We start from the raw sequence: 20371 nt of genomic DNA on the forward strand, positions 1-20371 counted from the left end.
GAGAGGCTCCAACCAAAAGCGGTAGTTCGTCATGAATATGATCATCGGCTTCGTCGTCACCCTTGGCTGCATTCTTGGCGGCTTCATGGCGATGGGCGGTCACATCGAGGTTCTGAACCAGCCTTTCGAGCTGATGATCATCGGCGGCGCCGGTGTCGGCGGCTTCATCATGGCCAACCCGCTCAAGACCATCAAGGACACGCTCAAGGCGCTGGGCGAGGCGTTCAAGCACAAGGTGCCGAAGGAACGCGAATATCTCGACACGCTCAGCATTCTCTATTCGCTGATGCGCGACCTGAGGACCAAGAGCCGCAACGACCGGGTCGCCACCATGGTCAGCGCCGACCTGCTGGTGCCACATCGACAATCCCGAGGAATCCGACCTGTTCCAGTCCGCACCCACGGTGCTCAAGAACAAGGAGTTGACCTCGTTCATCTGCGACTATGTGCGCCTGATCATCATCGGCAATGCCCGTCCGCACGAGATCGAGGCACTGATGGACGAGGAAATCGAGACGATCTCCACCGACAGCCTCAAGGCCTACAACGCGGTCAGCACGATGGGCGACGCGTTTCCGGCAATCGGCATCATCGCCGCCGTTCTCGGCGTGATCAAGGCCATGGCGGCCATCAACGAATCGCCCGCCATCCTGGGCGGCCTGATCGGCGCGGCGCTGGTGGGAACCATGCTCGGCATCTTCCTGTCCTACTGCCTGATCGGCCCGATCGCCACCAACATCAAGATCGTGCGCACCAAGCAGAACCGGCTCTACACCATCGTCAAGCAGACCCTGCTCGCCTACATGAACGGCTCGGTGCCGCAGGTCGCGCTCGAGCATGGCCGCAAGACGATCTCGTCCTACGAACGCCCGTCGATCGACGCGGTGGAGCAGGAAATGATGAACCCCGGCGGCGGCGGCGACGCAAAGGCGGCGTGAGGCAATGAACGCGGAAACTGAAACAGGGGCTCTTCCCACCGCAACCCGGTTCGATCCGGACCTGCTCGACAGGATGATCGGCGCCAAGGGCAATGCCGACGCCATCGAGGCCAAGTGCCAGAGCCTGATGCAGGCGCTCGGTCCGGCCCTGGCGGCCGCGTTCCACAACGCCACCGGCGTGGAGATCGAGGCTCGGCCGGGCGACATCCGCCAGGGCCGCCGGCGCGCGCTGCTCGAGGAGATGCTCCCCAACGCGGTCTATTGCGAATCCAGCATCGGCGACTGGTCGGACGCCATCGCCGGCCTGTGCGGCACGCGGCTGATCATCGGCCTGGTCGAATGCCTGCTCGGCGGTTCGGACCCCGCGGAACTCGACATCGTCGCCCGGCCGCTGTCGGGCATCGAACTCGACATGTCGCTGGTGGTGTTCGAGCAGCTGACCGAGAGCCTGCAGCAGGTTGTGGCCCCCAAGACCAAGGCGAAAACCAGCGTCGCCAAGCCGCAGTCGGAGCTGCGCGAGGAGATTGACGATCCGTTTCCGGATTTCCATGCCGCCGCGATGACGCTCGATATCGGCTTCGGGGCCGTGGTTGCACCCTTGACGCTGGTGCTGCCACAGGCGATCCTGCTCAAGACCAAGATTACCGCTCCCGCGCTCGGCGCGAAACCAAGCCAGAGCGCGCTCGAGTGGAAGGAACGGCTGAGCCAGCGCGTGTCGCGCTCCCAGATCAGCCTGCAGGCGGCCGTGGCGCTGGCGCCGCTGCCGCTGGGCGAGATCAGCCGGCTGGTGCCGGGCGACCTGCTCGCCTTTGCCGACACCGGCGACATTGCCGTCACGCTCAGCGCCAATGGCAAACCGCTTTACACATGCGCCCTGGGACGGTCCGGCGCGCAATACATGGTCAAGGTCGAGGGGGCGGCAGGCCCCGATGAAAACTGGAAAACCGATTTCGTGTAAACGAAGTCACACGGAGCCCGCCCCGCAGGCTCCGGGCAAGCTTGAAACGGGATAAGAACGGATGACAGGCGAGAAAGCACTAGATGGCGACGCGGATCCGATGGCGCAGGAAGACAGCGCAATCGACGGTGCCATCGATGAGCTTCGCGGAGTTTTGAAAAAAAATGCCGGCGAGACGTCGGTCATCAGCGATGAGAGCGTAAACGATATGGGTGGCGCAGCGGCCTTCGGTTCAGATTTTGGCGCGGATTTTGCCGACGGCGACGCCGCGGCAGACCTCAATGACCCATTCAACATCGGCGACGCGCCGGCGGCGGGTGCGGCCGATTTCGGCATGCCCGACCTGGGCGGAGCCGGATTCGGCGGCGATTTCGGCGCAGCCCCCGCGCTCGGACAGGATTTTTCCCTCGGCGGCCATTCCGCCCATAACGACGTCAAGACCGGCGCGACCGGCACGGACACCCGGCTCGACCTGGTTCTCGGCATTCCCATCGACGTGCAGATCATCCTCGGCTCCAGCCGTATGGCCGTGTCCTCGCTGATGGAACTGCAGCAGGGTGCGACCATCGCGCTCGACCGCAAGATCGGCGAACCTGTCGAGATCGTGGTCAACGGCAAGCTGATCGGCCGCGGCGAGATCACGGTGCTGGATTCCGACGACACGCGCTTTGCGGTCCGCATCATCGAAGTCATCGGCGAAGAGCAGAAGAAGTCGGGCGCATGAGTCTCTACAACGAATTCGATCCGAACGGAATGGATGCAGTCGCGCCGCTGACGCCTTCGGAGAAGGCCGCAGCGGTGCTTTTGGCCATGGGCAAGCCGGTTGCCGGCAAGCTCTTGAAGTTCTTCGAATACGAGGAGCTGCAGGAGATCATCAAGAAGGCGCAGAACCTGCGCACCATCAAGCCGCAGGAACTGGTGGAACTGGTCAACGAATTCGAGGACCTGTTCAGCGAAGGCACCGGCCTGATGGACAATGCCAAGGCGATGGAAGGCATTCTCGAGGAAGGCCTCACCCCCGACGAGGTCGATGGTCTTCTGGGCCGGCGCACCCAGTTCGAAGCCTATGAAACCTCGATCTGGGACCGCCTGCAGGATTCCGACCCGGTCCGTGTCGGCCGTTTCCTCCAGAGCGAACACCCGCAGACCGCAGCCTATATCGTCTCGATGCTGCCGACCGGTTTTGCCGGACGGACCCTGATGCAGCTTCCCGAGCAGATCCGTGTCGACATCGTCCGCCGCGCGGTGGAGATCAAGAACGTCAATCCGCGCGCCGCCGAGATCATCGAGGCCCGCGTGCGCGAACTCGTGGCCGAAATGGAAGCCGAGCGGGCCAGCACCGGCGCCGTCAAGGTGGCCGAGATCATGAACGAGCTGTCCAAGCCCGACGTGGAATCGCTGCTGGGCGCGCTCGAAACGGCCTCCAAGACCGCTGTCGCCAAGGTGCGCCCGCGCATCTTCCTGTTCGACGACATCGTGCAGATGCCGCAGCGCAGCCGCGTGACCCTGCTCAACGACATTTCCGGCGACATCATCACCACCGCCCTGCGCGGTGCGGATGTGGTGCTGCGCGAAGCCCTGCTGTCGGCCATCGGCGCGCGCCAGCGGCGCATGATCGAATCCGACCTTGCGGCCGGCGACGGTGGCGTCAGCACGCGCGAGATCGCGGTCGCCCGGCGCACGATCGCCCAGGAGGCGATCCGGCTCGCCGGGCTCGACCAGCTGACGCTGCGCGATCCGAACGCCCCGGCACCGGACGCCGCTCCGGCCGAAGCGCAAGCCGCTTGAGCCTGAGCGCCCATGGCTGACGGCGAAGACAAGGACAGCAAAACAGAAGAACCCACAGAGAAAAAGCTGCGCGACGCGGTGGACAAGGGCAATGTGCCCTTCAGCCGCGAAGTGCCGATCTTTGCCTCCGTGCTGGCGATGCTGATCTATCTGGTTTTCTTCCTGCCCGATCGCGCCGGCTATTTCGTCGAAGCGCTCAGGGATCTGTTCGAGCAGGCCGACGGATGGCGGCTGCAGAACGGGGGCGATGCGCTCGGCCTGTTCCAGGTGCTGTTCTTCGAAGTCGGTGCGGTGCTGCTGCCGGCCTTCGCGCTGCTGATGGGCTTCGGCATCGCCGCCTCCGTGCTGCAGAACATGCCGAGCCCGGTGTTCGACCGGATCCAGCCCAAGCTCGAACGAATCTCGCCCGCCAAGGGCTTCGGCCGCATCTATGGCGCCAAAGGCATGGTCGAGTTCGCCAAGTCGATGACCAAGATCGTCATCGTTTCGGCGGTGGTGGCCACGGTGCTGCACGAGGATTTCTACCGCACGCTGGATTTCATGTTTTCAGACCCCACCCTGGTCGCGCCGGAAATGGCGCGGCTCGCGGGGAAAGTCATCGTCGTGGTGCTGATCTGCACGGCGACGCTGGCGGTGCTCGACCTGTTGTGGACCCGCTACAGCTGGAACGCCGACCTCAGGATGAGCAAGCAGGACATCAAGGACGAGCTCAAGCAATCGGACGGCGACCCGATCGTCAAGGCGCGGCAGCGCTCGCTGGCGCGCGACCGCGCCCGCCGCCGTATGATCGCCGAGGTGCCGCGCGCGACGCTGGTGATCGCCAACCCGACCCATTACGCGGTGGCGCTGCGCTATGTCCGCGAGGAAGGCGGCGCCCCGGTGGTGATCGCCAAGGGCCAGGACCTGATCGCGCTCAAGATCCGCGAAGTCGCCGAGGCCCATGGTATCCCGGTGTTCGAGGATCCGCCGCTGGCGCGCTCCATGTTTGCGCAAGTCTCGGTCGATAATTTCATTCCAGCGGTGTTCTACAAGGCTGTGGCCGAACTGGTGCACCGAATCTATGCCACCAAGACGAAGAACAAAACTGCAGGCGCACTTCCATGAAACAGCACGAGTATTCGGCCGACTGGGAAAAGATCGTGGCGGACGCGATCTGTTTGGTGGCCTCCGAACTGCGCCTGATCGACGTTGCCGACCTGATCTCGATGCTTCGCTTCGAACGTCACGGCGACCTCGAGGATCTGGTGGCATCGTCGGCCGAACTGTTTTTCGTGCCGGGCACCATCAAGCTCGGCATCGGCGGCGACTACGATCTCGACTGGGGCGGCCAGCCGCGGGTCCTGCTCGACCTGGAAATCCGGCCGCAGGGCGTGACGATCTATGCCCGGCTGATGCTTGAACAGGACCGGGCCGGCGTCGAGATCAACCACATCGCCTTCCACGAGGAGCGCGACAACGAGCTCGAATACACCCTGCTGCTCGCCGAAAGCCTGCGCAAGGCGGCGTTTCGGCCCTTCATGGAAACATCGTCGCTGAACGCCCGTCCCGCGGCCTGACCGGAGCGGCCACGCAAGCGCGAGGGCAATCCGCCCGCGTGTCAGGCGATCAGGCCGATCCGGATCGCCTTGGCGATCGCCTGGATGCGGTTGACGGCATTGAGCTTGGTGGTGGCCGATCCGAGATAGGCATTGACGGTGTGAACCGACAGGTTGAGCCGCTCGCCGATCGCCTCGCTCTTCATGCCGTTGCCGACCAGTTGCAGGCACTCGACCTCGCGTTCGTTGAGACGGTCCGCCTGGGAGATGCCGCTGACGCCGAGTCGCAGCTTTTCGCGCATGAGGGACAGCGATTTGCGGTGCAGATCGATCAGCAGGTCGTTGTCGATGACGGCCTTGACCGCGAAGAACACCACATAGCCATTGCCCATGGCGCCAAGCTGCACGGGAAAGGCGAGATCGAGCCCGCGCTGGTCGTCCTTGTGGATGGTCACGGCGGGCGAAGCTTCGAGCGGTTCCTGGCCCTGGGCGGCGAAGATCACCGGCCGCGGCGACAGCGCCAGATGCGACAACAGGAACTCCGACTGCTCCTCGATCATGCGATCGACGAAGGGTTCGCTCCCCGGGCTCTGCATGCCGCATTCGAGCCGGCCCGGGGTGAGCAGGGTCTGGGCCTTGGCGACCAGCACGGCGAAAGCCTCGCCGCCACACAGACGCTGCATGATCACGAGCCTGGGGAACAGGTCGGCCGTGGAGCCCGCCCGCCCGGCTCCACCGTGGCCGAGATGCTGGGTCCGGTCCTGGCTGGATGGGAAAAGGTCGGATGCTCCAAAGGCCATCAAAAATTCTCCTTGCTCAAATAATACGCTGACGCACCGCGAACGCGACCGCTTCGGACCGGGTCTTGGCCCCGGTCTTGTTCATGATGCTGGTGATGTAATTGTTCACCGTGTTGCGCGAGATGCCGATGATTACCGCAATCTCGTCGCTGGTCTTGCCCTCGCCGATCCACGACAGGCACTCCACCTCGCGGTCGGTGAGGTCCGACAGCGTGTCGTTGGAGGAGACGACTTCGGGAAAGCGGGAGGTGAAATAGGCGGCCGCCAGGGCGACATCGCGCAGGCGGTCGTGCGACAGGTAGATGTCCCTGGCAAACAACAGGGCCAGCACCATGCGCGCATGGCCGGCATTGTAGGGGATCAGGCAGACCCGCGGAGAAAACTCCTCGGGCAGGCCGAAGGACGGATCCACATCCTGGAAGGACGGCTCGAAGGCCTGCAGACAGCGGCGGACCTCGCTGGTGCGCGCCTGGGTGTCGACCAGCGCCGCGCCGAAGCTGCGCACCAGGTCGAACGGCCAGTTCGATGTCACGATGAATTCCTGGTGCCGGTCGAGGAACAGGTCGGTCCGCGCAAGCAGGTAGCACCGCGCACCGGCATAGGCACAGATCAGGTCCATGCCCCCGGTGATCTTGCCGCAAGCTTCCCCGGATTCGAGATCCCTTATAAACGCCCCGCGCGCAACCATTCGACCCCCTTCCGCAATGCCGGGCACGCTTCCGCGCGCCTTCCTGGAACAACCTGGTTCCCGGATGCATTCCGGTCGGTCTGTCAGGCCGAACATGACCTACATCCCGGAACAACGCCCCAAAACGGTCATTCCGCATGACGAATCAGCGAATCAACCCGTCATTGATGCAGTGTGACGCAGCCGACCCCAAAAACATATAGCTATTATCTGGGTCTTTACAGAACGGCCCGAGCTTGCGCCGATTCGCCGCTGCCGGTCTGCCCGGCCCCCTTTTGCGGGGCGCCGGGCCTTTGCCGTGGATCAGGCCGCTTCGCTCGAGGCCCAGCTGCGGAGGATCTTGGCGGCGCGCTCTTCGTTGATCTCGACCATCCGCGCGAGTCGCCGTTCGGGGCCTTCCTTGACGCGGCGGTTGAAGGTGCCCGACTCCTCGAGGGAGAGTTCCGAATCGGCTTCGTCGCCGAACCCGAAATCCGCGCCGAAGCCTTCCATCGGCATGGCCCCGCCACCGCCGAGCGCCGCCGGCGAGAAGTCCGGCAGCTCCAGTCCGTCGTCGAGACCATCCTCGGCGGCAGACCCGATTGCCTTCTGGCCGCGCAGCAGCGGGCGGAAGCCGAACAGGACCAGGAGCACGGCGACGACGATGAAGGCAATGGCATTGATGATGGTGCCGAGCTGCGTCTTGAGGGTTTCGCCGAAGCCGGGCTGGGTGGCGCTGTCGGTCAGCAGTTCGTTGGCCAGGAACTCCATCTGGGTGACGGTCGCCCGGTCACCGCGCTGGGCATCGAGGCCCGCGGCCGTGGCCACGATCTTCTCGAGCTCGGCGATGTAGCTCGCGGTCTGCTCCGGCGTGGGCGAGCCGCCAAGCATGGCGCTGATGCGGTCCTTGTTGACCACGACGGCGATCGACAGGCCTTCGACGGTGTAGCTGTTGCGCACGGTGGAGACGGTCTTCGAATTGATCTCGAAATTGGTCTGCTCTTCCTTGCGCTCGGCAAGCTCGCTCGACTGAGGACCGGCGCTGGCGCCGGCGCCGGGCGCCGGATTGGGAATGTTCTGCTGAACGGTCGCGGGCGAGTCGGTGGACGACTGGTTGGACTTCTGGTTTTCCCGCGTCACCCGGGTCGAGCGCTCCACCCGCGATTCCGGATCGAAGATGGTTTCCTGGATCTGCTGGCTGTCGGTGTTGACCGTGGCGTTCACGCTGGCGCGGAAATTCTCGATGCCGAGAAAGGGTGCCAGCGCCTTTTCGATATTGGCCTCGACCTCGTTCTGCACGAGCTGGACGATCGACAGCGAGCGGTTGAGGCTGGAATTGGAGAAGTCGTCGCCGGCGGCGAGCAGCTTGCCGGTGGCATCGAGCACGGTGACTTCGTCGACATTGAGCCCGGGGACCGAGGCGGCGACGAGATGACGGATGGAATCGGCGGTGCGCGGCGCGAGATTGTTGCCGGTGCGCACCATCACCGAAGCCGAGGGACGCTGGTCGCCACGACGGAAATTGCCGCGGTCGGCCATGACGATGTGCACCCGCGCGGCGGAAATGCCATTGATCGCCTGAACGGTCCGGGCGATTTCGCCTTCGAGCGCGCGCACCCGGGTGATTTCCTGCATGAAGCTCGTCAGGCCAAGCGATCCAACCTTGTCGAACAGCTCGTAGCCGGCGGTATTGGAAGACGGCAGGCCGCGTTCGGCGAGCAGCATCCGCGCCCGTCCGGTCATGCCGGCGGGAACCGTGATCGAGGTGCCATCGGTGCCGGTCGCAAAATCGATATTGGCTTCGGCGAGCACCAGGCTGATCTGGTTGATGTCTTCGCCGGACAGGCCGATATAGAGGGTTTCGCGCGTGGGCTTGTTGAGGAACACCGCCGCGCCGATGATCAGCATCACCGAAAGGATGCCGACAATGCCCAGTCCGATCAGCTTCGTCTGGCCGAGTCCGGCCAGATTCTTGGAAATCAGGGACAGCTGGTTCAACAGATTCATTCTGTTTGCTTCCACACTCAAGAGGTCAACCCCGGCCACAATGCCGGTGCCGTCACCCTAGGCGGTGAAACTTGCGCGAAAGTGGTCCCCGCGCCGCGCGGCGTTTCAGGCCGGCGCAGCGGGATTTCACGAACAAGGCTGTGCGGATGCGCGCGCGGCGCCGTCGTGGCAGACGCGGCCTAGAAGAAGTCGAGATCTCCGGAGGCCTTCTGGTAGACCTCGGTGGAATGCACGGCAGGAACGGCGGCTTTCAGGCGCCGCTTCATGTCTTCGAGCGTGATCAGGTTGAGCGCGGTGGAGATATCGACCAGATGCCGGGAATCCAGTTCCTCGCCGATGCCGTCGATGAATTCGGCAATGCCGCGGGCCTTCTGCACCGCAAGGTCGATGCCCTGCATGACCCGCATGTGATCGGGCGAGGCCAGGAACTCCGTGGAGCGGCCGTTCGACAGCAGCGGTTCGAGCTGTTCGATGAGCTCGGCGACATCGGCGATCTCGACGCTGATGCGCGACATCACTTCCCGCAGCGGCTCGTGCAGGTCGTCGACGGCCTCGCTGGAGCGGTTCGTCATGGGCGGCCTCCTTAGAAGAATTCGATCGAGGTTTCGACCGGCTTCGGGGCAATGATCTTCGGCGGCGCGGTTTCCAGGGCCACGGTTTTCTGCGTTTCCGCACCGGAGAGCGGATACTGGCGGGCACGCCCGCTCACGGGATAGTATTCGAGCTTGCGCCCGACCAGCCCGCCGGTGTTGCTGCCGACGATGCGGATGCCCTCATCGGTCAGGAAGCGATGTGCGAATTCGGCATTCTTTTCGCCCACATTGGAAAAGCCCGAAATCGTCTTGGCGCCGCCGATGATCTTGGCTTCCAGGCGGTCGCGCCGGGCGCCCTGCTTGAGAAGGCCGTTGATCAGCAGTTCCATCAGGTGAACGCCATAGCGGGTCGCCTCGCCGGCGCCGCCGTTGCTCTGGCCGGGCAGCAGGAAGTGGTTCATGCCGCCGACGCCGGCGACGGGATCGCGCATGCAGGCGGCAACGCACGAGCCCAGAATGGTGGAGAGGACGACCTCCGGGTCATTGGTGACCTTGTACTCGCCCTGAATCACATGGATTCTTCGGAATTGGATCTCAGCCGTCACTTCAGGGCCCCGAACACGGCCTCGATCGCCGCTTTCATCTTTTCAATGGTGAAGGGCTTGGCAAGAACATTGTTCGCGCCAAGCGCCGCGGCCTTTTGCACAAGCGCCCTGTCGCCCTGCGCGGTCAGCATGATGAAGGCTGCCCGCTTGGTGGCGGGATTGCTGCGCACGGCCTGAAGCAGGCCGAGGCCATCCATCTTCGGCATGTTGAAGTCCGAAATGACCAGGTGATGCGGCTGCTGGTTCATGATCTTGGCGCCCTGTTCTCCATCACCGGCCACCGTGATCTGGGTGAACCCGAGTTGCTGAAGCGCATCGCCAAGCAGGAGCCTGCTGGTCACCTGATCATCAACAATGAGAACCTTGATCTTTTGTGCAATGGACATCACGCGACCCTATCTTTGCGAGAGGTTATGGTTGTGGCTTTGAGGATTTCCTCGCCAATGAGATTGAGCGGCAACTGAACTCCCACCGCGCCAATCTCGTGTGCCACCCGCGGCATTCCGTAGACGACGCAGGTTTTTTCATTCTGACCGATGGTTGTTGCGCCGGCCTGACGCATTTTGAGAAGACCGGCGGCGCCGTCGCGCCCCATCCCGGTCAGAATCACACCGACGGCCTTGTTGCGCGCAAGGCCGGCGACCGAATTGAACAGCACATCGACCGACGGACGGTGTCCGTTGACCGGGCCGCCATCGGTCAGCACGCAGCGCGGCGCCGTCTGGTTGGCGATCTCCAGGTGCTGGGACCCGCCCGGCGCCAGATAGATGCGGCCGATTTCCAGCCGGTCGCCGTCCTCGGCTTCCTTGACCCGGGGCGCGCAAAGCCGGTTGAGCCGCTCGGCGAAGCTCTTGGTGAAGGTCGCGGGCATGTGCTGGGTGATGACCGTGGGCGGGCAGTTGGCCGGGAACTTGGTGAGCACCGCGATCAGCGCCTCGACGCCGCCGGTTGAGGCGCCGATGGCGATGATCTTGCGCGACGGCTGGTAGTCGCTGGGCGCGGCATAGGGGGCCGCCGCCGGCCCGGAGCCGGCCTGTTCGGGATGATGGCGCTTCGAGCGCGCCGCAGCCTTGACCGAATCGATGAGGTGGGCGAACGGCGCGGGATCGCCCGGCTGCGGCTTGCCCACGCAATCGAACGCGCCGAGTTCGAGCGCTGCGAGGGTTGCTTCCGCGCCCCGGTTGGTCAGGGTCGAGACCATGATGACCGGCATCGGCCGGAGCTTCATAATCTTTTCGAGAAAGTCGATGCCGTTCATGTTCGGCATCTCGACGTCGAGGGTGACGACGTCGGGATTGAGCTGCTTGATGGCGTTGCGCGCTTCCATCGCGTCGCCGGCCTCGCCGACAACCTCGATGCCGGGATCGCTGCTGAGCACGGCCTTGATCAGGCCGCGCATGGTCGGGGAATCATCGACAACAAGGACGCGCGCACGTGGACTCATGACGGTCAGAACCTCCCCTTGTGCCGATAGGTCGTGATGGCGGTGTTGTCGAAACGGTCCTTGCCTTCGCCCGACAGGCGTTCGGAGTGACCGATGTAGAGATGTCCGCCCGGCGGCAGCAGATCGGCATAGCGCACCCAGATGCGGGCCTGGGTCGGCTCATCGAAATAGATCACCACATTGCGGCAGAAGATCACGTCAAAGGGGCCGCGGAACGGCCATTGCGCCATCAGGTTGAGCTCGCGGAAGGTGATGAGCTGCTTGACAGCGTCGCTCACCTGCCAGCGCTTTTCAGGGGTCTGCGTGAACCACTGCTTGCGCGTGGCCGCATCCACGGTCTCGATCGACTGGCCGTCATAGACCCCGGCCTTGGCCTGGGCGATGATCTTGGGGTCGATGTCGGTGGCGAGGATGCGGATATCCATCGTGGCGGCATTCGGCGCCAGCCCGAGGATGGTGAGCGCGATCGAATAGGGCTCCTGGCCGTCGGAACACCCCGCCGACCAGATCCGCACGCGGCCGCCGGCCCGGGCGCGGGTGATCAGCCCCGGCAGCACCTCGTTGCGCAGATGCTCGAAATGGTGGTTCTCGCGGAAGAAGCGGGTGAAATTGGTGGTCAGGAAGCTCAGCATCTCGCGCCGTTCGGCCGCGCCTTCCGCGGAGCCGACCAGGGCGCAATATTCCTTGAAGCTCGCCATGCCGATCTGCCTGAGCCGCTTGGACAGGCGCGAATAGACCAGCGAGGCCTTGGTCTCGTTGAGGGCGATGCCCGCATCCGAATAGATCATGGCGGCGATCTCGGACAGATCCCGGCGGGTGAGCGGATACTCACCGTTGACGAGACATTCGTCCGGACGGCCTGCCTGGAGGATTGCTGCGGCGCTCATGCTGCCTCGCTTTCAAGAAACCCGAACAGGGCACTAAGTTGGATAAGACTCACCATGCGGTCGTCGATCGGAATGATGCCCTGAACAAAGTCCCGGTCCATGTGATGACCGATGTCCGGCGGCTGCTGGATGTCGGCTACGGGAACGGCAAGGATGTCGGAGACCGAATCCACCATCAGGCCGATCAGCTGGCTGCCCGTCTGGATGACGATGATGACATGGCGCTGGTCCGGGTCGGTCTGTTTCATTCCGAGCCTGAGCGCCATGTCCATGACCGGCAGCACAACGCCGCGCAGATTGATCACGCCGCGAACATAGCCGGGCGAATGCGGCAGCGGCGTTGCCGGAGTCCAGCCGCGGATTTCGCGCACGGCCGTGACGTCGACGCAGAACTCCTGCCCGCCGCTGGTAAAGGCGATCAATTCACGCATATCGTTGCCTGGTGCCGACATGATCGCTCCTCAACCGGTCGCCGACAGCGTCATTTCGGAGCTGAGCGCCTGGCCGCGCGAGGCGGTGACCACCGCATCGACGTCGAGGATCAGCGCCACCCGGCCGTCGCCGAGAATGGTTGCGGCGGCAATGCCCGGAACATTGGTGTAGTTGGCTTCCAGGCTCTTGATGACCACCTGGCGCTGGCCCTGGATCGCATCGACCATGAGCGCGCGCTGGCCGCCGCCTTCCGATTCCACCAGCAACGCCACGCCGTCGATCGGATTGGCGAGATCGGGGCGGAAGTTGAGGATGTGGCCGACATCGACCAGCGGGCAGAAGGTGTCGCGGATGGCGATCAGGCGCTGCGACGGGCCGAAGGCATGGATGTCGGCCTTCTCCGGCTGCAGCGTCTCGACGATGGCGGTCAGCGGCACCACCAGGGTCTGGTTGGCGACGGTCACCACCATGCCGTCGAGCACGGCGAGCGTGAGCGGAAGGCTCATGGTGAAGACCGAGCCCTTGCCCGGCTTGGAGGCAATCGAGATGCGGCCCCCGAGCTGCTGGATCGAGCGCTTGACCACGTCCATGCCGACGCCGCGGCCGGAAATGTCGGAGAGCTTTTCCGCCGTCGAGAAGCCGGGATGGAAGATCAGGTTGTCGATCTCCTCGTCGCTCAGGTTCTGGTCGGGCGCGATCAGGCCGTTCTCGATGGCCTTGGCGCGGACGCGCTCGCGGTTGATGCCGGCGCCGTCGTCGGCGATCTCGATGACGATGCGGCCGGACCGGTGCTTGGCGGTCAGGCGCAGCACGCCTTCCGGGTTCTTGCCGAGCGCGGCGCGCTTTTCCGGGGTCTCCAGGCCGTGGTCGACCGCGTTGCGGATCATGTGCGTCAGCGGCTCGGCGAGCTTGTCGATGACGGTCTTGTCGACTTCGGTGTTTTCGCCCTCGGTGACCAGGCGCACGCTCTTGCCGGTCATGTCGGCGATTTCGCGGACGATGCGGCCCATGCGCTGGAACACCGGCTTGACCGGCTGGGCGCGGATGGCCATCACGCTGTCCTGGATTTCGCGCGTGAGTTGCTGCAGTTCCTCAAGGCCGAGATTGATCGCCGAGGAGCCGCCGGTCTCGTTCTCGACAACGCTTTGCGCGAGCATCGCCTGGTTGATGACGAGCTCGCCCACCAGGTTGATGAGGCGGTCGACGCGGTCGAGATCGACGCGGATGGTCTGCGGCGCGGCGGGAACGGCGGCAACCGCCGCTTCCTTCTTTTCGGCCTCGGCCGCGATCGCCTTTTCGGCGCGCGGCAGGTTGGGCGCGGCCATCGGCGCTTCCGCCGCTGCGGCAGGCTCCTGCACGGCCGCTGCCGGCTTGGCGAGTTCGACCACATTGGAGGGCGTCGCCTCTTCGGCGGGCACGGCCGGCTCTTCGTCGAGCATCGACAGATCGAACGGCACCGGCGCCATCGGCAGGTCCTCGCCCGAGTCCGAGTGCACGCTGAAGAGCTCCTCGTCCGCGCCGGGCGTAACCTCGATCAGGCAATCCCATTCGGCGAATTCGAACACATGGCGGATCGCCTCCTCGTCCTTGTCGGTCTCGACCCGGATCAGCCAGGAGAAATAGGCCCCTTCCGGATCGAGCTGGTCGATGGCCGGCAGGTCTTCGGTCTCGCAGATGACCTGGAGATCGCCGACGCGGGCGAGATCGCGCAGCAGCAGGACCGCTTCGTTGCCCTTGGCATAGAGGTCGGAGCGCGGCTTGAAGCGCACGGTGAACACCGAGCGTCCGTCAGCGTCCTGCTGGGGTGGCTCGGCCGCGGCGTCCTCGTCATCGAACCCTTCGAAGCTGAAGGGAACCGGCTGGAAGCCGCTTTCGTCGGTCGGTGCCGGCGCTGCCGCCGCAGGAGCCGCTGCAACCACCGGCTCGGCCGCAGGCGCGGACGCGGGCAATGGCGTGCCCTTGGCGAAGGCGTCGAGTTCCTTGACCAGCGTCGAGGTGCGGGACGGGTCGACGCTGACGCCGTCGCGGGCGGCCGCGGTCAGGTCGGCGAGCACGTCGGCCGATTTCAGCATGACCTTGAGCAGTTCGGGCGTTGCCTGGATCTTGTTGGATCGAACGCAATCAAGGGTGGTCTCGAACACGTGCGCGAAGGCGACGAGATCGTCGAGCCCGAAGGCTCCGGCCCCGCCCTTGATCGAATGCACGGCGCGAAACACCGCATTGACCGTTTCCGGGTCGGTATCGCCGTCATTGATGCGGAGAAGACCGGATTCCAGTTCAGCAAGCTGTTCCTCGCATTCCTGGAAAAAGATGTCCTTGATTTCATTCATATCCATGGGACAGATCCTGTCAGGCGGTTACACGCTCGATGGCAGCGATGAGCTTCGAAGGGTCGAACGGCTTGACGATCCAGCCCGTGGCGCCGGCTTCGCGGGCGCGGTTCTTCTTTTCGGCGTCGCTTTCGGTGGTCAGCACCAGGATCGGGATCGCGCGAAAGCGGTCGTTCTGGCGAACGCCCTCGATGAAGCCGAAACCGTCGAGACGGGGCATGTTGATGTCGGTGACGATGACGTCGGGGTTGGATTCCTCGAGCACTTCGAGGCCTTCAACTCCGTCTTCGGCCTGAACCGTCTCGAAGCCCGCATTGGTGAGCGTCACCAGCAACATGTTGCGGATCGTTCGGGAGTCGTCGACCGTGAGAACCTTCTTTTTCATTTCAGCATCTCCTTAGGAAGCAGGGCCTCTTCTGAAATTCCCAGCAACTGCAAAGTTTTGACATAGGATTCGGACGCGGTGCGGACCGCCAGGGTCCGGTCTTCCGAGCGCCAGCTCAACACTGCGGCCAACAGGACCTGAACGCATTGTGCGCCCACCCTGGTGACTTCGGTCGCATCAAGATCGATGTCTTCTCCCTTGTGCGCGAGGACCTGCTCATGCAGCCTGCTGGCCGCATTGAGATCCAGGATGTCTGGAAGCTTGAGAACTTTAGGTGGTGCTGTCATGGGCCTCATGCCTGGTTTCCTCATTGGTAAAAGGGCTTGTGCCGTGTGCCGCCATCGGGTGCCTGCGCCGTGCCATCACGCGGTCCTCCGCTGCAGCGGCGCGCGACCGGTATCGGCCGGAGCGGCCCGTCCCGTAAGCTCGACGCTTTGAAAGCCGGCATGACGGGCCTGGCGATACAGCCGGATCTGCTCGCCCAGTTCGGTGATGATGACGCGCAGGTCGGACTGGGCTTCCGCCGTACCCGCAAGCTGGCTGCAGCCGCTGGCCATCAGGCCCGCCGTGCGCTCCAGGTCCGACACCGAGCCGGCCAGCTCCGCCGCCCCGGCCTCGGCTTCCGCACCGACGCCGGCCACCGATTGCGAGATCCGGCCGACCTGCTCGACCAGTCCCGAAATCGCGGTGCGGGTCTGGCCCACCAGTTCGACGCCACGCCCGACCTGCGACTTGGCGTCTGCGACGAGCTGCTTGATCTCGTTGGCCGCACCGGCCGAGCGCTGGGCCAGGGCACGCACCTCGGTGGCGACGACGGCAAAGCCGCGCCCCGCATCGCCGGCGCGCGCGGCCTCGATGCCGGCATTGAGCGCAAGAAGATTGGTCTGGAACGCGATCTCGTCGATCACCGAAATGATCTTGCCGATCTGCTCGGCGGACTGCTCGACCCCGGCCATGGCCCCGATCGCGGTCTCGACCACCCGGTCGCCGGATTCGGCGCTCTGGCGGGCTTCCGCGATCAGCGTCTCGGCGGCGCGGGCGGTCTGGGCGGTGACGCGGATGCGCCCTGCGACAGAGGCCAGCACGTCATGTTCCCCGCTCAGCTCGACGCCGCGGCTTTCGATATCGGCCCGGACCCTTTCGAGATCGTCGCCGAGCCGCGCCGCAAGCGTTTCGGCCTCCGTCAGACGCGCCGCGGTGCCCGCGACCAGATCTTCCAGGCGGCTGACCGCGCGGTTGAAATTGTCCGCGACCTCGCGGTGCGGTTCGATGCTTTCCGGGGCGACGCGCACCGACAGGTCGCCTTCGGCCAGTTGCGCGAGCGCCCGGCCCAGGGTCGCCTCCACCAGGTCGCGCTCCTCGGCCAGTGCCTGATCGCCCTTGCGGGTCAGCGCCTTGGCCTGCTCGCCGATGCGGTGGGAGACCTGCATGTCGATGTCGATCAGCGCCGCCTTGACCACATCGACCAGGCGGTCGGCCAGAAGTTGCTGCTCCGAACGGCTTGCAAACAGCCCGAACAGGCCGCCACGGCTTTCGGCGACCAGGCGCCGGATGACGCGCTCGAGAACCAGGGCATGGCCGCCGATCGACCAGCCGGCATCCAGGCCGATGCGCTGGCGCAGCTCCCCGAGAATGACGGAGCGATCGACATAGAGGCCGTCGAAGCGGCCATCGGACAGCAGCGACCAATGCGCCACTTCCAGATCCTGCAGGCGGTCGATCTGCCGGCTCGAGGAAAACAGGGAGGCGATTTCGGGGGTGTTCTGCAGGCGCTCGAAAAAGACCGCCAGCGCGGCCCGGGCTTCAGTCTCGATCATCGGCCGGATGCCGCGCAGGCGATCGCAGCCCTCGGCGTCAAATGCCGTCAGGTCAAGACGCGCGCGCAGGCCTGCGGCCGCAGCTTCATCCCTCACCCTTGCCTGACCGTGCCCCACGCTCTTACCCCAACCGGCGGCTGTTGCCGCGTCCTGCATTCAAGCCCGCTTTGCGACGATGATGACCTTCGCGCGTCATGCATGGCCGTCGCACGCATCGTCCGACGCCCGCTTAGCCGCAACGCCGCCTTGGCTCATGGAAATTGTCTGAATCCGGGCCTGGTTCCGGGACGGCGGAGCGGCGTCATGCCTTTGCGTGGCCGCTTTCGCGATGCCCGCAATCCGACGAGTGTGCAGATTTTTACGTGTTAATCCTTGCCTGAAGGTTAACACTTGAGGGCTAGTGTTAAGCACTTATTTGCGATGATGAAACGGGTCCGTACACCAGTTTCGCGCAAGTTGCGGCGGCTACTATACTGCGCATCGATGACAATGATGTCACCAGGAAACGAGCAATGATTGTTCTAGGAATCGGCGCGGTCGCCATCGCAACAGCCACCCTCGCAAGCTTTTCCGTCCTCATGTGTTCCAATGGAACACACCTGCGCCAAACCCCCGTATTCTGAGCGCTTTCGCCGCCCATTGCCGCTGACGCGAGCCGGCCGCTTCTGCGCGGCGCCGCGAAGAGGCGCGCCAGGTCGTTAACCTTTGCGGGGCGCCTGCGGGGGCGGTCGTCAGCGGCCAAGCTCGAACACCCCGAACCTGTAGCTCGGGAGACGCGCCTCGGTTTCGATCTCGCGGTATCTGCCGGAACGGCGGAAGTCGGCCACGATGTTGTTGAGCGCAATGACGCGGCAGCCCGGCGTGGCCCTGCGCGCCAAGCGCTCGGGAAAGGCGCTCGCGGTGCGGCCCAGGAACGGGTTGTTGAGATAGACATGCGTCACGCGCGTCAGATCGACCGCGTCGGCATCGGCTTCGACCACCCGCACCCGGTCCAGGCCGAGCCGCCTGGCCACGCGCGCGATATGGGCCGCACGCCGGCCGACAGCCTCGACGGCGATGAAGCCGCAGGGACACAAGGCCGCCCCGTAGAGCACGACCGCGCCGTATCCCGCGCCAATGTCGCAGAACACGCTGTGGGGCACGAGCCCCGCGCAGGCCAGGATTTCGCGCGTTTCCTCGAGCGTCGTGCCCTCATAGACATAATTGGACACCCCATAAATTGCATGGAGGGCCGAAAGCTCGGTGAGCGACACCTCATCCATTTGGGGAAGCTCAATAATTCGGCTTATTTCGTCCGATATTTTCTTTCCGGATTCTCCATTTTGGAATCGGACAACAAGTTGTGACAACAATTCACCTTGTGTGTATTTCATTTCAGGATTACCATAGGTTGTTTTTCTCAGTAATGCGAAAAACTAAACAACAAATGCCTATGGAGGAAGGTATCATGATCATCGTTGCATATGGAACTGCGATCGGGCAGGCGCTCGAAAACCCGAAGACGACGCTGGAGGAACTCAAGGTGCTCCGCGACCACGCCGCCGCCATCCTTGAGGCCCAGGGCGACCTGAAGGGCGCGCTCAAGAAGCTCGAAAGCGAAATCGCCACCCGCGAGCGCGGCCGCAAGTAACGCTTCCGGCGCCATCCATCCCCGAGCCCCGACGCCTGGAGCGCCGATGAAGCTTCCGCTCAGATACCGCAGGTCAGAGGATACCCGGCGCCACATGCCCGTGCATGTGGTCTGGGAAATCACGCTGGCCTGCAATCTGGCCTGCGGCCATTGCGGCTCGCGGGCCGGCGCGCGGCGCCCGGACGAACTGACGACGGCCGAGTGCTTCGACATCATCCGCCAGCTGCGTGAGGCGGGCACGCGCGAGATCACGCTGATCGGCGGCGAAGCCTATCTGCGCAAGGATTGGCTGGAAATCGCCGCCGAAATTTCCCGCTTGGGCATGTTGTGTGGTTTGCAGACCGGCGCGCGCGGGCTGACGAAGGCGCGCATCGAGGCCGCCTATGACGCAGGCGTGCGCGCGATCGGCGTGTCGATCGACGGACCGCGCGACATCCACGACCGGTTGCGGGGCGTGGCGGGCAGCCACGACCAGGCCATGCGCGCCATCGCCGACATTGCAGAGACGGGGATCCGGCCCGGCGTCAACACCCAGATCAACGCGCTGTCGGCGCCGCATCTGTGGGACATCTACCGCGCCATCCGCGATGCCGGCGCCAGATCCTGGCAGACCCAGCTCACGGTGGCGATGGGCAATGCCGTGGACAATGCCGAGATGTTGCTCCAGCCCCATCTCATTGTCGACGTGGTCGAGGACCTCTACGCGATTTTCGAGGACGGGCTTCTGCATGATTTCCGGGTGCTGCCGGGCAACAGCATCGGCTATTTCGGCCGCCATGAGGCGCAGTGGCGCTCGATCACCGAAGCGGCCGAACCCTGGCAGGGCTGCACCGCCGGGGAAACCACGCTCGGGCTCGAGGCCGACGGCACCATCAAGGGCTGCCCCTCGCTGACCCGGGAGAGCTATTCGGGCGGGAATTCGCGCACGGTGAGCATTGCCGAAGCGATCGGCAACCTGGCCGACCGCACCGTCCGGCGCGACGGCAATCCCGGCGGGGGCTTTTGCGCGACCTGCTATTATTACGATTTCTGCCAGGCCGGCTGCACCTGGGTGACCCATTCGCTGACCGGCAGGCGCGGTGACAATCCCTTCTGCGTCTACCGCGCCGGCAAGCTGCGCGACGCGGGCCTGCGCGAACGCATCGTCAAGACGGCGGAGGCGCCCGACACGCCCTTCGCAATCGGCAAATTCGACATCGTGCTCGAAACGCTGGACGGCAAGCCGGGTCCGGCGACCGTGGCCGATACCGCGCCGCGGTCGGTCGGGGCGACCCATCTCGTGGTGTGCGAACAGTGCGGCCAATTCATCGCCAACACTGAGCCGGTCTGCGTCCACTGCCATGCGGAGCAGCGCGCCGCGGCCCGGTCCCGGCTCGAGCGGGTGCAGGACGTGCACAATCTGCTCGCCGAAATCGACAGCCACAGCCATGGCATCCATGCGCTCGTCGACGAGATCTCGGCCCGTTAAGACAAGCCCGCACAGGCCGGAGCCGGCTTTCGGACCGGGCCGAACGGGAATCGAAAGCCCAAGTCACCATGCAGGCATGAGATCGCGCGCAGGATGCGTGCCTCGGCAGCTGCCGCTGCGCGGTGAACCGGCCCTGCCTCCCCGAAC

General features: G+C 64.5%; 21 protein-coding genes and 1 pseudogene. 8 read left to right on the forward strand and 14 right to left on the reverse strand.

Annotated features, from left to right (window positions below):
- Positions 1 to 31 precede the first annotated feature (31 nt).
- From motA to AWJ14_RS17055, 6 genes and pseudogenes are all read left to right on the forward strand, one after another.
- A pseudogene (gene motA / locus AWJ14_RS17030) lies at positions 32 to 938 on the forward strand (flagellar motor stator protein MotA).
- Positions 939 to 942: 4 nt separating this feature from the next.
- The gene (locus AWJ14_RS17035; RefSeq protein WP_066181949.1) at positions 943 to 1896 is read left to right on the forward strand and encodes a FliM/FliN family flagellar motor switch protein; all 954 of its coding nucleotides are present in this window, start codon (positions 943 to 945) and stop codon (positions 1894 to 1896) included.
- A 100-nt stretch (positions 1897 to 1996) separates the two neighbouring features.
- Positions 1997 to 2620, forward strand: coding sequence for a flagellar motor switch protein FliN (gene fliN / locus AWJ14_RS17040; RefSeq protein WP_245304344.1), 624 nt, complete (start codon positions 1997 to 1999; stop codon positions 2618 to 2620).
- Complete coding sequence (locus tag AWJ14_RS17045; protein WP_066181955.1) at positions 2617 to 3684, forward strand: flagellar motor switch protein FliG; 1068 nt, start codon at positions 2617 to 2619, stop codon at positions 3682 to 3684. The genes fliN and AWJ14_RS17045 overlap by 4 nt, the downstream gene beginning before the upstream one ends.
- A gap of 12 nt (positions 3685 to 3696) precedes the next feature.
- On the forward strand, positions 3697 to 4788 hold the full coding sequence (flhB, locus tag AWJ14_RS17050) for a flagellar biosynthesis protein FlhB (RefSeq protein WP_066181958.1): 1092 nt from the start codon (positions 3697 to 3699) through the stop codon (positions 4786 to 4788).
- Positions 4785 to 5240 (forward strand): hypothetical protein, encoded by a 456-nt coding sequence (locus tag AWJ14_RS17055; RefSeq protein ID WP_066181961.1) that lies wholly within the window; start codon positions 4785 to 4787, stop codon positions 5238 to 5240. The genes flhB and AWJ14_RS17055 overlap by 4 nt, the downstream gene beginning before the upstream one ends.
- A 41-nt stretch (positions 5241 to 5281) precedes the next feature.
- Here the strand turns inward: AWJ14_RS17055 and AWJ14_RS17060 are convergent, their stop codons facing one another.
- The 14 genes from AWJ14_RS17060 to AWJ14_RS17125 form a co-directional block, all read right to left on the reverse strand.
- Positions 5282 to 6019 (reverse strand): helix-turn-helix transcriptional regulator, encoded by a 738-nt coding sequence (locus tag AWJ14_RS17060; RefSeq protein ID WP_083220330.1) that lies wholly within the window; start codon positions 6017 to 6019, stop codon positions 5282 to 5284.
- 16 nt (positions 6020 to 6035) lie between these two features.
- The gene (gene visN / locus AWJ14_RS17065) at positions 6036 to 6803 is read right to left on the reverse strand and encodes a transcriptional regulator VisN (RefSeq protein ID WP_083220331.1); all 768 of its coding nucleotides are present in this window, start codon (positions 6801 to 6803) and stop codon (positions 6036 to 6038) included.
- 207 nt (positions 6804 to 7010) lie between these two features.
- A complete protein-coding gene (gene fliF / locus AWJ14_RS17070) occupies positions 7011 to 8693 on the reverse strand; it encodes a flagellar basal-body MS-ring/collar protein FliF (protein WP_066181963.1) in 1683 nt (560 codons plus the stop codon).
- A gap of 179 nt (positions 8694 to 8872) precedes the next feature.
- Entirely contained in the window at positions 8873 to 9265 is a 393-nt protein-coding gene (locus AWJ14_RS17075; RefSeq protein ID WP_066181968.1) for a hypothetical protein, read from the reverse strand.
- An 11-nt stretch (positions 9266 to 9276) separates the two neighbouring features.
- Positions 9277 to 9831, reverse strand: coding sequence for a chemoreceptor glutamine deamidase CheD (gene cheD / locus AWJ14_RS17080; RefSeq protein ID WP_066181971.1), 555 nt, complete (start codon positions 9829 to 9831; stop codon positions 9277 to 9279).
- On the reverse strand, positions 9828 to 10217 hold the full coding sequence (locus AWJ14_RS17085) for a response regulator (RefSeq protein ID WP_066181974.1): 390 nt from the start codon (positions 10215 to 10217) through the stop codon (positions 9828 to 9830). Before AWJ14_RS17085 ends, cheD begins: the two co-directional genes overlap by 4 nt.
- Positions 10217 to 11275 carry a protein-glutamate methylesterase/protein-glutamine glutaminase gene (locus AWJ14_RS17090; RefSeq protein ID WP_066181977.1) on the reverse strand — a complete coding sequence of 353 codons (1059 nt, stop codon included), beginning with the start codon at positions 11273 to 11275 and terminating at the stop codon, positions 10217 to 10219. The genes AWJ14_RS17085 and AWJ14_RS17090 overlap by 1 nt, the downstream gene beginning before the upstream one ends.
- Positions 11276 to 11280: 5 nt before the next feature.
- The gene (locus AWJ14_RS17095; RefSeq protein ID WP_066181979.1) at positions 11281 to 12162 is read right to left on the reverse strand and encodes a protein-glutamate O-methyltransferase; all 882 of its coding nucleotides are present in this window, start codon (positions 12160 to 12162) and stop codon (positions 11281 to 11283) included.
- Positions 12159 to 12614 (reverse strand): chemotaxis protein CheW, encoded by a 456-nt coding sequence (locus AWJ14_RS17100; RefSeq protein ID WP_066181982.1) that lies wholly within the window; start codon positions 12612 to 12614, stop codon positions 12159 to 12161. Before AWJ14_RS17100 ends, AWJ14_RS17095 begins: the two co-directional genes overlap by 4 nt.
- Positions 12615 to 12623: 9 nt before the next feature.
- Positions 12624 to 14930 carry a chemotaxis protein CheA gene (locus AWJ14_RS17105; protein ID WP_066181985.1) on the reverse strand — a complete coding sequence of 769 codons (2307 nt, stop codon included), beginning with the start codon at positions 14928 to 14930 and terminating at the stop codon, positions 12624 to 12626.
- Between the two features lie 13 nt (positions 14931 to 14943).
- Positions 14944 to 15309, reverse strand: coding sequence for a response regulator (locus tag AWJ14_RS17110; protein ID WP_066181988.1), 366 nt, complete (start codon positions 15307 to 15309; stop codon positions 14944 to 14946).
- Entirely contained in the window at positions 15306 to 15605 is a 300-nt protein-coding gene (locus AWJ14_RS17115) for an STAS domain-containing protein (RefSeq protein ID WP_066181991.1), read from the reverse strand. The genes AWJ14_RS17110 and AWJ14_RS17115 overlap by 4 nt, the downstream gene beginning before the upstream one ends.
- Before the next feature lie 66 nt (positions 15606 to 15671).
- Positions 15672 to 17222: a methyl-accepting chemotaxis protein gene (locus AWJ14_RS17120; RefSeq protein WP_066181995.1), complete on the reverse strand. Its 1551-nt coding sequence runs from the start codon at positions 17220 to 17222 to the stop codon at positions 15672 to 15674.
- A 635-nt stretch (positions 17223 to 17857) separates the two neighbouring features.
- Positions 17858 to 18388, reverse strand: coding sequence for a hypothetical protein (locus AWJ14_RS17125; protein ID WP_066181999.1), 531 nt, complete (start codon positions 18386 to 18388; stop codon positions 17858 to 17860).
- Positions 18389 to 18573: 185 nt separating this feature from the next.
- Between AWJ14_RS17125 and AWJ14_RS17130 the strand changes: the two genes are divergently transcribed.
- Both AWJ14_RS17130 and AWJ14_RS17135 read left to right on the forward strand, forming a co-directional pair.
- Positions 18574 to 18756, forward strand: a complete 183-nt coding sequence (locus AWJ14_RS17130; RefSeq protein ID WP_066182002.1) for a DUF1843 domain-containing protein — start codon at positions 18574 to 18576, stop codon at positions 18754 to 18756.
- 94 nt (positions 18757 to 18850) lie between these two features.
- Positions 18851 to 20224 (forward strand): radical SAM/SPASM domain-containing protein, encoded by a 1374-nt coding sequence (locus AWJ14_RS17135; protein WP_171904900.1) that lies wholly within the window; start codon positions 18851 to 18853, stop codon positions 20222 to 20224.
- Positions 20225 to 20371 lie beyond the last annotated feature (147 nt).

The sequence above is a fragment of the Parahoeflea olei genome (assembly GCF_001703635.1).
GTDB classification, from domain to species: Bacteria; Pseudomonadota; Alphaproteobacteria; order Rhizobiales; family Rhizobiaceae; genus Hoeflea; species Hoeflea olei.